We start from the raw sequence: 14,300 nt of genomic DNA on the forward strand, positions 1-14,300 counted from the left end.
CGGGCGGCGCGCAGGCGGGTTCCGGTGGGGCGGGGGGCCGCCCGGCGATCCTTTGAGCGCTAAGATTCTTACCCCATTGTGTACCTGCGCGGAGGTGTGGCCGGGATGGCGGAGCGGGCGGACGCGGTGGCGTCGATCGTGGCGGACTGGCGGCGGGAGCGGCCGGAGCTGGACACGGCTCCGCTGGAGGTCTTCGGCCGGCTGCACCGGGCGTTCCTGCGGTACAGCACGGCGATTTCGCGCCCGGTGGAGCGCAAGGGTCTGTCGATGGCCGGCTTCGACGTGCTGACGGCGTTGCGCAGGGCGGGGGCGCCGTTCCGGCGGACGGCGGGTGAGCTGGCGGATTCCGGGCTGATCAGCTCGGCGGGGGTGACGCTGCGGATAGACCGGCTGGAGAAGGACGGGCTGATCCGGCGGGAGCGTGATCCGCAGGACCGGAGGGTGGTGCACTCGCGGCTGACGGACGAGGGTCTTTCGCTGATCGACGCGCTGTTCTCGGAGCATCTGGAGAACGAGCGGCGGATGCTGGCGGGGCTGTCGGAGGCGGAGTGCGTGGAGCTCGCGCGGTTGCTGGGGAAGCTGGAGCGGTCGGTGCTCTCGGCGGAGGGCGGGGAGTAGGCGCACCGGGGCCGCTCGACCCCGGTGCGCGGCGGGTCAGGCCGTCGCCGCCTGGGACTCCGCCTCCGTGCGGTACATGCGGCGGACCCGGACGACGCCCAGGTCGTGCTGGTAGAGGTTCTCCGCCTGGTCGGCGTCGGCGCGCAGGTCCTCCAGCATGACGCGGTCCTGTTCGAGGACCTCCCAGTGGCGGTCCTCCAGGAGCGTCTTGTACAGGAAGCGCCAGGTGTCGCGCTGCCAGCCGGTGACCTTGCGGTAGCGCCAGAAGAAGACGGCGCAGCGGTCCTCGTCGATGGGGGTGGCCATGCCGACGATGCCGAAGGGTCCGCCGGGTCCTGCGGTCGGCGGGTAGGGGATGGTGAGGTCGACCCAGTCGACGCCGGTGCGGCAGAGCTCGACCCAGTCGAAGTTGACGCCGCTCTGGTCGGTCTTCTCGAAGAAGAAGCCGCGTTCGGTCTCGCGGATGCGGAAGCGGGCGGTGGTCTGGCCTTCGGCCATGCTGTGCGAGTCGCGGTGGAGGAACGAGCCGTGCATGGGGTCGAGCAGGTTCTCGACGGCGTAGCGCCAGTTGACGTTCCACTCGGCGTAGCAGAGGAACGCCGAGGTGCCGGGGTCGGTGAGGGGTTCGGGCAGGGTGAGCGGGACGGGTTCGGCGTGGGCGTGGTCGCCGAAGTAGGCGAGGACCGCGCCGCCGGTCTCGATGAGGTGGGGGGCGGCGACGAGCTGTTTGCCCTCCAGGTTGCAGCCGGGGAGGCCGGGGACGGCGGCGACGGTGCCGGTGCCGTCGACCTGGACGCCGTGGTACCAGCAGGCGATGCGGTCGCCGAGGTGTTTGCCGAGGGAGAGGCGGGCGCCGCGGTGGGGGCAGCGGTCCTCCAGCATGTGGAGGGTGCCGTCGGCGCGGCGGAAGAGGAGCCATTCCTCGCCGAGGAGGGTGAGCCGTTTCATGCCGCCGGCGGGCACGAAGTCCGAGGGGCAGACGGCGTACCACTGGTTGCGGATGCCGGTGGCGAAGAGGCGGTCGGCGGTGCGGTCGCCGGGGCGGGCGACCTCGGAGGGGCGGGTCGGGGTGGTGGCGGTGGTCATGGCTGTCTCACGCTCCCAGTCGTCGCATCTCGGTGCGGAAGGTGTCCTCGGTCCAGGGGCTGCCGTCGGGTGCGGGCAGGTCGCGGGCGTTGAGTCCGGCGACGAGTCCGGGGAGGTCGTGTGCGCCGCCGCCGAAGACCTCCTCGATCACGGCGGCGAGCTTCTTCTCGTACGGGGTGGGCTCGGCGGTGCGGGCCTGGTGCGGTTCGAGGTACTGCGGGCCGGTCATGTCGGCTCCCTTCGGGCGGTTCAGAGGTCGAGTACGAGGCGGGGGGTGCGGGAGCGGGAGACGCAGAGCATCATCGAGGCGCCGGCCGCGCGTTCGTCTTCGCTGAGGAGGAAGTCGCGGTGGTCGGGGGTGCCTTCGAGGACCTTGGTCTCGCAGGTGCCGCAGATGCCGTCGCGGCAGGAGGAGGCGACGGGGACGCCGGCGTTCTCCAGGGCGTCGAGCGCGGAGGTGCCGGGGGTGACCTCGACGGTGCGGCCGGTGCGGGAGCAGACGATGTCGAAGCCGGTGTCCGCGCCGTCGCGGGGTGCGGCGGCGGGTGCGGCGAAGCGTTCGGTACGGGCGTCGGGGCAGCGTTCCTCGACGGCGGCGAGCAGGGGTTCGGGGCCGCAGCAGTAGACCTGGGTGCCGGGTTCGAGGCCGCCCAGCAGGGTGTCGAGGTCGGGGTGGCCCTGTTCGTCCTGGGGGATGAACTCGACGCTGCCGCCGGGCTGTCCGGCGAGGGCGGTGAGTTCGGCGGTGAAGGCCATGGAGGCGCGGGTGCGCCCGCCGTGGACGAGCCGCCAGGGGGTGCGGGTGCGGGCGGCCTCGCGGGCCATGGCGAGGAGCGGGGTGATCCCGATGCCGCCGGCGACGAAGAGGTAGCCGGGGGCGTCGGGGTCGAGCGCGAAGTGGTTGCGGGGGCCCTGGACGTGGACGGTGCGGCCGGGGCGGAGTTCGCTGTGGATGTGGGCGGAGCCGCCGCGGGAGGCGGGTTCGCGCAGGACGCCGATGCGCCAGCGGGTGGTGTCGTCGGGGTCGGAGCACAGCGAGTACTGGCGGACGTGGCCGCCGGTGTGGACGTCGATGTGGGCGCCGGGCCGCCAGGCGGGGAGGGGCCGGCCGTCGGGGTGGGTGAGTTCGATGCTCAGGACTCCGTCGGCCTCCCACGTCATGCGGTGGACGAGCAGGTCGAGCCGGGGTTCCTCGGCGGGTGTCATGACGGGTCGCCTCCTTCTGCGGGGGTGGTGGTGGGGATTTCGACGGGCGGGGTGAACGGGGTGTTCATGGGGCCGAGTGCGGTGAGGTCGATCTCCACGAGGGTGGGGCCGGGGGTCGCGGTGGCTTCCTTGATGACGGGTCCGGCGTCGGCCTCGGTGGCGATCCGGGCGTACGGGATGCCGGTGGCGGCGGCGAGCAGGGCGAAGTCGGGGGTGACGAGGTCGACGCCGGAGCGGCGGGGGAAGTGGCGGTCCTGCATGTTGCGCAGGACGCCGTAGCCGCCGTCGTTGAAGACGAGGAGGGTGAGGTCGGGCTTCTCCTGGGCGAGGGTGAGGAGTTCGCCGAGGTGGACGGCGAGGCCGCCGTCGCCGGCGATGACGACGGTGGGGGTGTGGGGGCGGCCGAGTGCGGCGCCAATGCCCATGGCGAGCCCTTGCCCGATGCCGCCGCCGCGCGGGAAGACGTTGGTGGCCGGTTCGGTGATCTCCAGGAGCCGGTTTCCCCAGGTGGAGGACGGGATGGTGACGTCCCGGGCGATGACCGACCCGGGCGGGCAGGCGTCGCGTATCGCGTCGTTGATCGCTGCCTGCGGGCCGATGGCGTGGCGCTGCGCGGCACGGGCGGCGGTGCGGGCCTCGCGTACGCGGCCGGGCCAGCCCGGCTCCGTGCCGCCGCTGGTGACGCGGCCGAGGAGGGCGGCGAGGACGGCGGAGGCGTCGCCGGTGAGGGCGACGGTCGCCGGGTACACGCGGCCGGGGGCGGCGGGGTCCAGGTCGATCTGGATGTGTGTGGCGGGGAGCCTGAGGCGGTAGTCGGCGGTCTCGTTGGACCGGAAGTGGGTGCCGATGGTGAGCAGTACGTCGGCTTCGGCGAGCAGGGCGCGGCCGGCCGGGGCGGTGGCGTAGTTGCCGAGGACGCGCTCGTCGGACTCGGGCACGGCGCCCCGGCCGGAGTTGGAGGTGACGAGTCCGGCGTCCAGGGCGTCGAGGAGGGCCGCGACCTCGGGGCGGGCGGTGTGGGCGCCGCCGCCGGCCCAGAGCAGGGGGCGGCGGGCGGCGGACAGCAGGGCGGCCGCCCGGTCGAGGAGCTCCGCGTCGGGCAGGGCCGGGGTGGCGGGTGCGGGGACGGGGGTGCCGGTGAGCCGTTGGGGGGCGAACTGGAGGTCGATGGGCCATTCGACGCTGACCGGGCCGTGCGGGGCGGTGAGGGCGCGGGCGGCGGCCTCGCGCAGGAGGTCGCCGGCGCTCTCGGCGTCGGTGACGGTGACGGCGTGCGCGGAGACCGCGCGGAGCATGCCGAGCTGGTCCTTGGTCTCGTGGATGAAGCCGCGCCCGGAGCCGAGGTACGCGCTGTCGATCTGCCCGGTGATGTGGAGGACGGGGGTGCCGGAGCTGAGGGATTCGATGAGGGAGCCGGCCGCGTTGCCCGCTCCCGTTCCGGTGCTGGTGAGGGCGCAGCCCAGGTTGCCGGTGGCGCGGGCGTAGCCGTCGGCGGCGTTGACCGCGGCGGCCTCGTGGCGGACGGGGACGAAGCGCAGGTCGCGGTCGACGGCTTCGACGAGCGGCAGGTTGTGCACGCTGACGATGCCGAACACCGTGTCGACGCCCAGTCCTCGTAGCGTCTCGACGAGCAGGTCGCCGCCGTTGGGTCGGGTCATGTCGGGTGCTCCTGATGGGGGTGGCGGATGGGGGGTTACGCGACGGCGCGGTTGACGCCGCCGCAGACGTCGACGGTGGTGCCGGTGATGTACGAGGCGCGCGGTGAGAGCAGGGCGGTGACGGCGTACGCGACTTCGTCGGCGTTGCCCAGGCGGCCGAGGGCGATGCCTCGGTCGGCGGCCAGTCCGGCCTGCCAGGCGGGGTAGTCCAGCGGACTGCCGGAGGCGGCGTACCGGCGTTCCCACTGCCCGGTGTCGATGAGGCCGAGGCAGACGGAGTTGACGCGGATGCCGTCGGGGGCCAGTTCCTTGGACAGGGAGGTGGAGAGGTTGAGGATGCCGGCGCGGGCGGCGCTGGTGGTCATCAGCCGGGTCTCGGGCTGTTTGGCGAGGACGGCGTTGATGTTGACGACGGAGGCGGCGGCGGAGGCGCGGAGGTGGGGCAGGGCGGCGTGCAGCGGGTTGAGGACGCCGAAGAACTTGAGCTCCAGCTCCTCGCGCCAGTCGGCGGCGGTGGTTTCGGCGAAGGGCTTCATCCGGGAGGCGCCGGCGTTGTTGACGAGGCCGTCGAGTCCGCCGAGGTGGTCGGCGGCGGCGTCGGTGAAGGCGCGGACGGCGGCCTCGTCGGTGACGTCGCAGGGGGCGTGGTAGAGCCTGTCGGGTCCGGCGAGGCCGTCGAGGGCGGCGGCGAGGGCGTCGGGGCGGCGGCCGCAGGTGGCGACGCGGGCGCCCTCCGCGAGGAGTGCGCGGACCGTGGCGAGGCCGACGCCGGAGCTGCCGCCGGTGACGAGGATTCTGGTGCCTTCGAGGTGGAGGTCCATGGGGGCGGGCTCCTTTCGGGTGGGGGTGCGGGGCGCTCCGCGGGGGCACCGGGGTGCCGGTGCGGGTGGTGTCCCGATCGCGGGACGGGCCGGCACTGCGGTGCCCTGGATCGCCGGACGGGCCTTCGCTGGTCACTGCATCGTGAAGCCGCCGTTCACGGCGAATGTCTGGCCGGTGATGTAGCCGGATTCCTCGCCGATGAGGAAGGCGATGAGGCCGACCAGGTCGGACGGTTGCTGGGGGCGGGAGATCGCCCGGTTCAGCCGGTACAGCTCGTGGCGTTCGGCGGGGATGTCCACGGCGGACTCTCCTTCCGTGAGGCCGGGCGCCACCGCGTTGACGGTGATGCCGAGGTCGCCCGTCTCCCGGGCCATCGCCCGGGTCAGGGAGATCACGGCGCCCTTGGACGCGATGTAGTGGGCGAGCCGGGGTGAGCCGTAGAGCGCGGCGTCCGAGGCGAGGTTGACGATGCGTCCGGCGCCGTGGGCCCGCATGAGCGGGAGGAGGGCGCGGGCGACGAGCCAGGGTCCGCGCGCGTTGACCGTCATGATGCGGTCCCACGCCTCGACGTCGATCTCGTGGAACGGCTTGCCGCCGACCGCGTTGGCCAGTCCGGCGTTGTTGACCAGTCCGTACAGCCGGCTGCCGTCGCCGGCGAGGGTGTCGGCGAGGGCGGCGACGGAGTGCGGGTCGGCGACGTCGAGCGGGTGGTAATCCGCGGTGATGCCGTCGGCGCGCAGCTGCTCGGCCGCCTGCCGGCCGGTGGTCTCGTCCAGTTCGGCGATGATCACGCGGTGTCCGTCGCCGCCGATCCGGCGGGCCGCGGCCAGTCCGAGGCCGCGGCCGGCGCCGGTGACGACGACCGTGCGGGGGGTGTCGTCGGCGGCCATCAGTCGCGGGTGACGCCGTGCATCGGCGAGTGCTCGGGGTAGGTCGGGACCTGCGGCTTCCGCGTGCCGATGATGACGCAGAACAGGGCGTCGGTGTCGCCCTCGTTCTTCAGGGAGCGGGCCACTCCGGCGGGGACGACGATCATGTCCCGGTAGCCGAGGGTGCGGTACTCGGTCTCGTCGGCGCCGCGGTGGATGCCGACCCTGACCTGCCCCTCCAGGACGAAGAACGCCTCCTCCACGTCGTGGTGGGTGTGTTCGGGGCCCTCGGCGCCCGGCGGGAGCAGCATGTTGGAGAGGGTGAAGCCGCCCGAGGGCAGGATGCGGTTGTCGTTCTCGTGGTTGCCGGTGGCGCCGGAGCCGACGTACCGGATCTGGGCGCGGCGGTACTGGGCGCCGGCCTTCTCCTGGAAGGAGAGGGTGTCCCAGTCGGGTTCGCGGGAGTCCTTGGTAACGATGAGGGAGTCGGTGAACTTCGCGAGGTCGCCGTTGTTCTCGTAGGGGGTCTTGTCGATGGGCACGGGTTGCTCCTCGGTGGGTCGGGGTGGGTGGGGGCGTCGTTACGCGGGTACGCGGGCGACGACGTGGAGGTGGGCGCGGACCCAGGCGTTGAACGCCTCGGGGCGTTCCTGGTTGGCGAGGTGTCCGGCGCCGGACAGGGTGACGTAGACGGATTTCTCCAGTCCTCCGGCGATGGCCTGGGATTCGGCGGTGCCGGTGACCGTGTCCTGTTCGCCGCAGAGCACGAGGGCCGGGGCGGTGATGGCGGGGAGGTCGTCGGTGAGGTCGGCGCCGGCCATGGCCTCGGCGGCGTAGCCGTAGCCGGGGCCGCGGACGGAGGCGGCCATGGTGGCGACGACGCGGGCGACGAGGTCGCGGGGTGCGCCTTCCGAGACGAGGCGGGGTCCGCGGGCGGCGGCGAACGCCTCGGGGCCTTCGGCGGCGAGCTGTGCGGCCCGGGCGCGCATGGCCTCGGCCTTGTCCGGGTGGGTGCCGGAGCCCCGGCTGGAGTCGGCGACGATCAGGGAGGCGACGAGCTCCGGGTGGCGGGTGGCGAGGCGCAGGGCGATGACGCCGCCCCAGGAGACGCCGAGGACGTGGGCGGGTCCGCCGCGCTCGCGGATGAGGGCGGCGGCGGTGTCCGCGTAGCCGTCGAGGCCGGGGGCGTGGCCGGGGTCGGCGGAGTCCGCGTAGCCGGGGGCGTCCCAGGCGACGACCCGTACCTGGTCGGCGAGGCCGTCGAGCTGGGGGGTGAAGGCGGCGGAGGAGGAGCCGATGCCGTGCAGGCAGAGCAGGAGCGGGGCGTCCGGGTCGCCGGCTTCGCGGGTGTGGACCTTCGCGGCGGTCACAGGATCTGTCCCGCCCGTCCGACGACGGCGCCGAGGCTGCGGAGCACGGCGTGCGGGACGACCTGGCTGGTGGCGGGGTTGGCGGCGTCGGGGCGGTGGGCGACCTCGAAGCGGTAGTTGCCGTGCGGGCCCGCCGCCTCGATGACGTGCCGGGTGAGGGTGGCGTCCGGGTCGGCGACGACGACGACCTCGACGAGGTCCGGGTCGCCGGTGGCGAGGGCGACGGAGGCGGCGACGTTGGTCGACTTGGGGAACTTCACCGGGACGTCCCGGGCGGTGCCGCGCATGACCTCGACGGGTTCGGTGGTGGTGCGGAGCCGGGCCGTCAGCTCGTCGTCCATCCAGGGCTGGTGGAGGGTGGCGGGGAGCTTGGTGGTGGTGAGGGTGACGGAGGTGAGGGGGCCGAGTCCGCGGACGGCCTGGAGGAGGTCGAGGCCGCCGACGGCGCCGCCGGTGAAGTAGACGCGGCCGGGTCCGGCGGTGCGCAGGCGGGCGGTGAGGCCGGGGTCGACGAGTGCGCCGGTGGAGGCGATGAGCAGGTCGGCGCCGCTGGTGAGGACGCGCTCGGCCCATTCCCGTACGACGGCCTGGCCGGCCGCTTCGACGACGAGGTCGCAGACGGCGAGGGCGTCCTCGAAGGAGAGCTGGGGTGCGGGGGCGTCCACGAGGGGCCGGTTGTCGATGACGCAGGTGAGTTCGGCGCCGGGGACGCGGCCCTCGGCGAGGGCGGTGCCGACGACGCGTCCGATGGCGCCCCAGCCGACGAGGGCGACGCGGCGCACGGTGGGGCCGGGGCGGGCGGGGGTGTCCGGGCGGGGGGTGAGGACGGCGGTCATGCGGTGACCTCTTCCGGTGCGGTGGCGAGTTCCGGTGCGGTGGCGAGGGGTCCGGGGTCGGGGGTGCCGGCCATGTGGCGGCGGATGCCGGGTGAGGGGGGTCCGGCGGTGCCCCAGAGGTCGGAGAGGTCGGGGCTGCGGCGCCAGACCCTGGCGATCCAGGCGTCCTCGACGATCTGGGCGACCTCGGAGGTGTACTCGCAGACGAGTCCGGCCGGGTCGGTGAAGTAGGAGAAGGTGTTGTTGCCGGGTCCGTGCCGGCCGGGCCCCCATTGGGGGGTGATGCCGTGGTGGCGGAGCCGGCCGAGGCCGCGCATGAAGTGGTCGACGGACGGCATCTCGTAGGCGACGTGGTTGAGGGAGGTCCACTCGGCCTGGTTGAAGGCGATGCAGTGGTGGTCGGCGTTGCAGCGCAGGAAGGCCATCTGGTGCTCGGACCAGTCGGAGACGCGCAGTCCGAGCACGGAGGTGTAGAAGGCGACGGCGGCGTCGATGTCCGTGGTGTTGAGGACGGTGTGGGTGACACCGACGGGGACGGCGCCGTCCCGGCCGCGCGGGGTGACGGCGTGGGTCTGGGCGCTGAGTTCGATCAGCCGGCCCTCGGGGTCGGTGAAGCGGAGTCCGTAGCCGCCGCCGACCTGGTCGAGGGGGCCGGGTCCGGCGGCGGGGACGATGCCCCTGGCGAGGAGGCGGCGGGCGGCCTCGTCGATCTCGGCGGGGGTGGCGACGGCGAAGCTGATGCGGCCGAGGCCGTTGCGCGGGGCGCGGGTGAGGTGCAGGACGTGGTGCTCCTCGCCGGTGCCGCGCAGCCAGGTGGCGTCGGTGTCGCGTTCGACGGTTTCCAGGCCCCAGACCTCGGCGTAGAAGTCGGCGGACTCGGTGAGGGCGGGCGTGTGGAGTTCGACGGAGCGCAGGGCGCGGAGCCGGGCTATCGGCCGGTCGTGGGGGTGGTCGTGGGGCATGGTGTCCTCCCGCTCGGGTGGGTGGGGCGCGTGCGGTGTCAGTGGGCGGCGGCCCAGGGCAGCGGGGTGGTGTCGGTGGCCCAGTAGAGGGACTTCTGCCGTTGGTAGCCGCGGATGAGGTCGCGGCCCTTCTCGGTGCCGATGCCGCTGTCCTTCAGCCCGCCGAACGGGGTGGAGATGCTGAACTGCTTGTACGTGTTGATCCAGACGGTGCCGGCGTCGATGCGGCGGGCGAGCCGCCAGGCGCGGGCGTGGTCGCGGGTCCAGATGCCGCAGGCGAGCCCGTAGACGCTGTCGTTGGCCTGGGCGACGAGGTCGTCCTCGTCCTCGAAGGGCAGGGCGACCAGGACCGGTCCGAAGATCTCCTCCTGGCAGGTTCTGGCGGTGTTCGGCAGGCCGTCCAGGACGGTGGGCAGGTAGTAGGCGCCGTGCCGGTGGCGCTCGCCGTCGGGGGCCGCTCCCCCGCACCGGACGGTGGCGCCCTCCGCGCGGGCCAGGTCGACGTAGGCGGCGACGCTGTCGCGGTGGCGGTGGTGGACCAGCGGGGCGACCTGGGTGTCCGGGTCGGTGCCGGGGCCGACGCGCAGTTTCTCGGTGCGGGCGACGAGTTCGCCGAGGAACTCCTCGTAGCGGGAGCGGTGCACGAAGAGGCGGGAGCCGGCGATGCAGCTCTGGCCGCTGGAGGAGAAGATCCCGTACATGACGCCGGCGAGGGCCTGTTCGAGGTCGGCGTCCTCCAGCACGATCGTCGGTGACTTGCCGCCGAGTTCGAGGGAGACCGGGATCAGCTTGTCGGCGGCGGCGTGGGCGAGGGTGCGGCCGGTCTTCGTGCCGCCGGTGAAGGTGACCTTGCCGACGGCGGGGTGGCGGACGATCGCGTCGCCGATGACGCTGCCGCGGCCCGGCAGGACGGAGAGCAGGGCGGTCGGCAGGCCGGCTTCGGTGAGGGCCTGGTGGACGAGGCGGCCGAGCGCGAGGGCGACGAGCGGGGTCCACTCGGCGGGCTTGAGGAGCACGGCGTTGCCGGCGGCGAGGGCGGGGGCGAGCTTCTGGGCGTCGCTGGCGATCGGCGAGTTCCAGGGGGTGATCGCGCCGACGACGCCGATGGGTTCGTGGACGCTCATCGTGACGTACGGGCCGCGGGCCGGGGTGAGGGCGTCCTCGGCGGTCTCCAGGGCGGCGGCGGTGTAGCGGAAGGTGCCGGCGGCGCTGAGCACGAGGGCGCGGGTCTCGGTGCGGCACTTGCCGGTGTCGGCGGTCTGGAGGGCGGAGAGCCGGTCGGCGCTCTGCTCGACGAGGTCGGCGACGCGGTGCAGCAGCCGGGCGCGGAGGTGGGCGGGCAGTTCGCGCCAGGCGGGGTCCTGGGCGGCCCGGGTGGCCGCGGCGGCGGCCTCCTCGACGTCCTCCAGGGACGCGGCGTGCACGGTGGCGATGACCTGGCCGGTGGCCGGGTCGGCGGTTTCGATGGGGGCGCCCCGGCCCTGGCGCCACTGTCCTGCGACCAACACCTCGTCGGCAAGCATCGGTTGGCCTCCTGCGGTCGTGATCGGTTTCCGGTCCGGCCGGAGCCAGTACCTCAGGGCTTAAAAGCTAAGCACTTAAGTAATTGCCCGCAAGCCCCCCTGGACGGAAAGCCCGGGCAAAAAGTCTTTTGCTCCCCGGCCCTTGACGGCCGCCACCCCCGGACCGATAGAACTTAAGCCCTAAGAAGCTAGGTGCTTACAGAGGTCCGTGGGCGATGTCACCGCTCCACGGGCGCCGCGTACCGCTCCCCCACCCGTACGCTCGGCCCACCGCGCCCTCTGCGAACACGTACACCTGGCTCCCCCAACCGCTCCGGGCCCCCGCGGAGCAGGAGGAACCCTGGATGAGCACCGACATCTCACAGGACGCCGCGCCGGGCCCCTCGCCCGCCGGTACCACCCGCACCGCCATCGCGGCCCGGTTCGAGCGGCTGCCGCCCTCCCGCTGGCACGTCACCGTCCGCCTGATCGTGGGCGTGGTCACCTTCTTCGAGGCGTTCGACCAGCTGCTGATCGCCTACGCGCTGCCCGAACTGCGCGACGAGTGGCACCTGTCCACCGGCGACGCCACGGCCGTCCTGACCGTCGGCTCGGTCGGCATGCTCGTCGGCGCCCTGCTCTCGGGGCGGCTGGCCGACCGCTACGGCCGGGTGAAGGTCATCGCGTACTGCATCGCCCTGTCGGGCCTGGTGAGCCTGGCCCTCACCGCCTGCACCTCGCTCACCCCGTTCCTGGCGCTCCGCTTCGTGCAGGGGCTCGCGATCGGCGGCGAGGTGCCGGTGGCGGCGGCCTTCATCAGCGAGATCACGCGCAGCTTCAAACGGGGCCGCTTCGTCCTGCTGTACGAGCTGGTCTTCCCGGCGGGCCTCACCGTCGGCGCGCTGGTCGCGGCCTGGGTCGTCCCGGCCGCGGGCTGGCGCACGATGTTCGCGGTCGCCGCGATCCCCGGCCTGCTGGCCTTCCTCGTGCAGCGCCGCGTCCCGGAGTCCCCGCGCTGGCTCGCGGACCGGGGCCGGCTCGCGGAGGCGGAAGCGGTGATGGCCGGGATCGAGGCGAAGGTGGCCGCCGCGACGGGCCGGCCGCTCCCGGCCCCGGGCGCCGCGGGCCCCCCTCGCGCTCCGGAGAAGCCGTCCGCCGCGGCCACCGACGCGGAACGGGCGGCGACCGGCCTGCGCGGCCTGTTCACCGGCCGCTACCGGCGCCGCACCCTGGTCGTCGGCGCGATCTGGTTCACCGGCTACTTCGTGAACTACGGCGTGACGTCCTGGCTGCCCAGCATCTACAAGGACGAGTACGGCCTCGGCCTCTCCGACGCCCTGCTGTACTCCACGGTGACCTCGGTCGCCGGCCTGCTCGGCTGCCTGGTCGTCGCGCTCACGGTGGACGTCCTGGGCCGCCGCAAGGTCTTCGCGATCTGCCTCGGCGCCTCGGCCGCCCTCCTGCTCACCCTGGCCGCGCTGGGCGCCGGCTCCCCCGTCCAGGTGCTGATCTGGACCTCGCTGTCGGCGGTCGGCTTCTTCGGCTCCAACATCTGCCTGTACCTGTACACCCCCGAGCTCTACCCGACCCGGATGCGGGCGCTCGGGTGCAGCGTCGGCGGCGCGGTCAACCGCCTGGGCGTGATCCTCGGCCCGATCCTGGTCGGCGTCGTCTACGCGGCGAACGACAGCGTCGTCGCGGTCTTCGTGATGCTCGCCGCGGTCGCGGTGCTCGGCGCGGTGGTCGCCGGCACCCTGGCGGAGGAGACGGCGAACCGGCCGCTGGAGGAGATCTCGCCCTGACGCGGGAGCCGGACGCGGAGGCGGCCGGAGACGACGCAGGCGACCGGAGGCGGCCGGGGCAGGCCCTTAACGCCCCCCGGTCGCCTCCGCGTCGTTCGCGGACTCCTCGGCGATGCGCTCGTGGTGGCGGATGACCTCCGCGACGATGAAGTTGAGCAGCTTCTCGGCGAAGGCCGGGTCGAGATGGGCGCTCTCCGCGAGCTCGCGGAGCCGGGCGATCTGGCGGGCCTCGCGGGCCGGGTCGGCCGGGGGGAGCTGGTGGGCGGCCTTGAGGTGGCCGACCTGCTGGGTGCACTTGAAGCGTTCGGCCAGCATGTGGACGACGGCGGCGTCGATGTTGTCGATGCTCTGGCGCAGCCGGTCGAGTTCGACGCGCACGGAGGCGTCGATGTCGTTCGTGGTCATGGGCAGCGAGCTTACGGGGCTGCGAGGAGATCGCCGGCGGGTGTTCAGGGTCCGGGACGCGACCGGCCCGGCCGCAACCGGAGCGGCCGTTGCGGCGTCCGGACGGTTGTGAAGGGGGTGGTGGCGGGGCGGTCGCCCGGTGCCTGGCGGGATGTGCGCGCTCCGCCCGTATGGACGACTGTCCGTGGACCGCGTGGACGCCGATCGGTTACGGGGCGGTCGAGGGTGTGTTCGCTGGTCGCCGCCTGGATCGCGTGGAGGAGGCGGGGCACACGGGCTACGACGTGATCGTCGGCGGGTGTTCGGGGTCCGGGACGCGGTCGCTCCAGCCGCCCGGCACCGTGCGGCCCTGCTGTTCGCGGAAGCGGACCGGGGCGACGCCGACGCGTCGGGCGAAGAGGCGGGAGAAGTAGGCCGGGTCGTCGTAGCCGACGCGGCGGGCGACGGCCGCGACCGGCAGGTCGCTGGTGGCGAGCAGCTCCTTCGCGCGACCGAGCCGGATGGTGAGGAGGTAGTCCTTCGGACTGCACCCGGCGCCCCGGCGCACCGCCGTCCGCAGTTCGGCGGAGGTCATCCCGTGCCGGGCGGCGTGCTCGGCGACCGACAGCGGCTGGAAGGCGTCCCGGGCGAGCGCCTGGAGCACCGGGTCGCCGTCGGGGCCGACGTCGGCGCGGGCCCGGCGCAGGGCGACCAGGAGTTCGTGCACGGCGGCCCCCGTCTCGACCTCCAGGAGCGGGTTGCCGCGCCGGGCCGCCCGGACCATCCGGCCGATCGCGGCGCGCGGGGCGGCGGTGTCCGCGAGCGGCACCAGGGGGCGGTCGGGCTCGATGTAGCCGAGCTCGGTGTACGTGGCGGTGGCGGGCCCGGTGAAGTCCACGAAGCTCTCGTCCCAGCCGGACGCGGGGTCGGCGCCGTAGTGGTGCGGGGTGCCCGGGGTCAGCCAGATGAGGCTGGGCGCGGTGACCGGCACCCGCCGCCCGTCCGGCGCGGCGAACCAGCCGCTGCCCGCGTGGACGACGACGGCCACGTGGTGGTCCAGGGTGCGCGGCCCGACGGTCGGCAGGGTGCCGTGCTGGAGGCCGACGCCGAGGCAGACGAGGCCGAGGCGGTGGTGGAGCGGGCTGGGCGTGAAGAAGCGCATCCAGGTGTGGTACATGGGCTCCC

At 73.8% G+C, this 14,300-nt stretch carries 15 protein-coding genes; 2 read left to right on the top strand and 13 right to left on the bottom strand.

Features of this window, described 5'->3' with window-relative positions; all coding sequences use genetic code 11:
• Window positions 1-105: 105 nt before the first annotated feature.
• Complete coding sequence (locus ACFUJY_RS13830; RefSeq protein WP_164625695.1) at window positions 106-618, top strand: MarR family winged helix-turn-helix transcriptional regulator; 513 nt, start codon at window positions 106-108, stop codon at window positions 616-618.
• A 36-nt stretch (window positions 619-654) separates the two neighbouring features.
• On the opposite strand, the gene ACFUJY_RS13835 is transcribed toward ACFUJY_RS13830, so the two are convergent.
• The 11 genes from ACFUJY_RS13835 to ACFUJY_RS13885 form a co-directional block, all read right to left on the bottom strand.
• On the bottom strand, window positions 655-1,704 hold the full coding sequence (locus ACFUJY_RS13835; protein ID WP_383298379.1) for a Rieske 2Fe-2S domain-containing protein: 1,050 nt from the start codon (window positions 1,702-1,704) through the stop codon (window positions 655-657).
• A gap of 7 nt (window positions 1,705-1,711) precedes the next feature.
• Window positions 1,712-1,933, bottom strand: coding sequence for a recombinase-like helix-turn-helix domain-containing protein (locus ACFUJY_RS13840; RefSeq protein WP_164400303.1), 222 nt, complete (start codon window positions 1,931-1,933; stop codon window positions 1,712-1,714).
• A 20-nt stretch (window positions 1,934-1,953) separates the two neighbouring features.
• Window positions 1,954-2,910: a PDR/VanB family oxidoreductase gene (locus tag ACFUJY_RS13845; protein ID WP_383298382.1), complete on the bottom strand. Its 957-nt coding sequence runs from the start codon at window positions 2,908-2,910 to the stop codon at window positions 1,954-1,956.
• Window positions 2,907-4,568 (bottom strand): thiamine pyrophosphate-binding protein, encoded by a 1,662-nt coding sequence (locus tag ACFUJY_RS13850; protein WP_383298383.1) that lies wholly within the window; start codon window positions 4,566-4,568, stop codon window positions 2,907-2,909. Before ACFUJY_RS13850 ends, ACFUJY_RS13845 begins: the two co-directional genes overlap by 4 nt.
• A gap of 35 nt (window positions 4,569-4,603) precedes the next feature.
• Window positions 4,604-5,389, bottom strand: coding sequence for an SDR family oxidoreductase (locus tag ACFUJY_RS13855; RefSeq protein ID WP_383298385.1), 786 nt, complete (start codon window positions 5,387-5,389; stop codon window positions 4,604-4,606).
• A 132-nt stretch (window positions 5,390-5,521) separates the two neighbouring features.
• Entirely contained in the window at window positions 5,522-6,280 is a 759-nt protein-coding gene (locus ACFUJY_RS13860) for an SDR family NAD(P)-dependent oxidoreductase (RefSeq protein ID WP_383298387.1), read from the bottom strand.
• The gene (locus ACFUJY_RS13865) at window positions 6,280-6,801 is read right to left on the bottom strand and encodes a cupin domain-containing protein (protein WP_383298389.1); all 522 of its coding nucleotides are present in this window, start codon (window positions 6,799-6,801) and stop codon (window positions 6,280-6,282) included. The genes ACFUJY_RS13860 and ACFUJY_RS13865 overlap by 1 nt, the downstream gene beginning before the upstream one ends.
• 39 nt (window positions 6,802-6,840) lie before the next feature.
• Window positions 6,841-7,629, bottom strand: coding sequence for an alpha/beta fold hydrolase (locus ACFUJY_RS13870; RefSeq protein WP_383298391.1), 789 nt, complete (start codon window positions 7,627-7,629; stop codon window positions 6,841-6,843).
• Window positions 7,626-8,465: an aspartate dehydrogenase domain-containing protein gene (locus ACFUJY_RS13875; RefSeq protein WP_383298393.1), complete on the bottom strand. Its 840-nt coding sequence runs from the start codon at window positions 8,463-8,465 to the stop codon at window positions 7,626-7,628. The genes ACFUJY_RS13870 and ACFUJY_RS13875 overlap by 4 nt, the downstream gene beginning before the upstream one ends.
• A complete protein-coding gene (locus ACFUJY_RS13880; RefSeq protein ID WP_383298395.1) occupies window positions 8,462-9,427 on the bottom strand; it encodes a VOC family protein in 966 nt (321 codons plus the stop codon). The genes ACFUJY_RS13875 and ACFUJY_RS13880 overlap by 4 nt, the downstream gene beginning before the upstream one ends.
• A 38-nt stretch (window positions 9,428-9,465) precedes the next feature.
• A complete protein-coding gene (locus ACFUJY_RS13885; RefSeq protein WP_383298396.1) occupies window positions 9,466-10,950 on the bottom strand; it encodes an aldehyde dehydrogenase in 1,485 nt (494 codons plus the stop codon).
• Window positions 10,951-11,294: 344 nt separating this feature from the next.
• Here ACFUJY_RS13885 and ACFUJY_RS13890 point away from each other — a divergent pair, with 344 nt between their 5' ends.
• Window positions 11,295-12,731: an MFS transporter gene (locus ACFUJY_RS13890; RefSeq protein WP_383298398.1), complete on the top strand. Its 1,437-nt coding sequence runs from the start codon at window positions 11,295-11,297 to the stop codon at window positions 12,729-12,731.
• 66 nt (window positions 12,732-12,797) lie between these two features.
• Here the strand turns inward: ACFUJY_RS13890 and ACFUJY_RS13895 are convergent, their stop codons facing one another.
• The gene (locus ACFUJY_RS13895; protein WP_383298400.1) at window positions 12,798-13,136 is read right to left on the bottom strand and encodes a chorismate mutase; all 339 of its coding nucleotides are present in this window, start codon (window positions 13,134-13,136) and stop codon (window positions 12,798-12,800) included.
• Between the two features lie 277 nt (window positions 13,137-13,413).
• Window positions 13,414-14,292: a helix-turn-helix domain-containing protein gene (locus ACFUJY_RS13900; protein WP_383298402.1), complete on the bottom strand. Its 879-nt coding sequence runs from the start codon at window positions 14,290-14,292 to the stop codon at window positions 13,414-13,416.
• Window positions 14,293-14,300 lie beyond the last annotated feature (8 nt).

It is taken from the genome of Streptomyces sp. NPDC057249, from assembly GCF_042669245.1.
GTDB lineage: Bacteria > Actinomycetota > Actinomycetes > Streptomycetales > Streptomycetaceae > Streptomyces.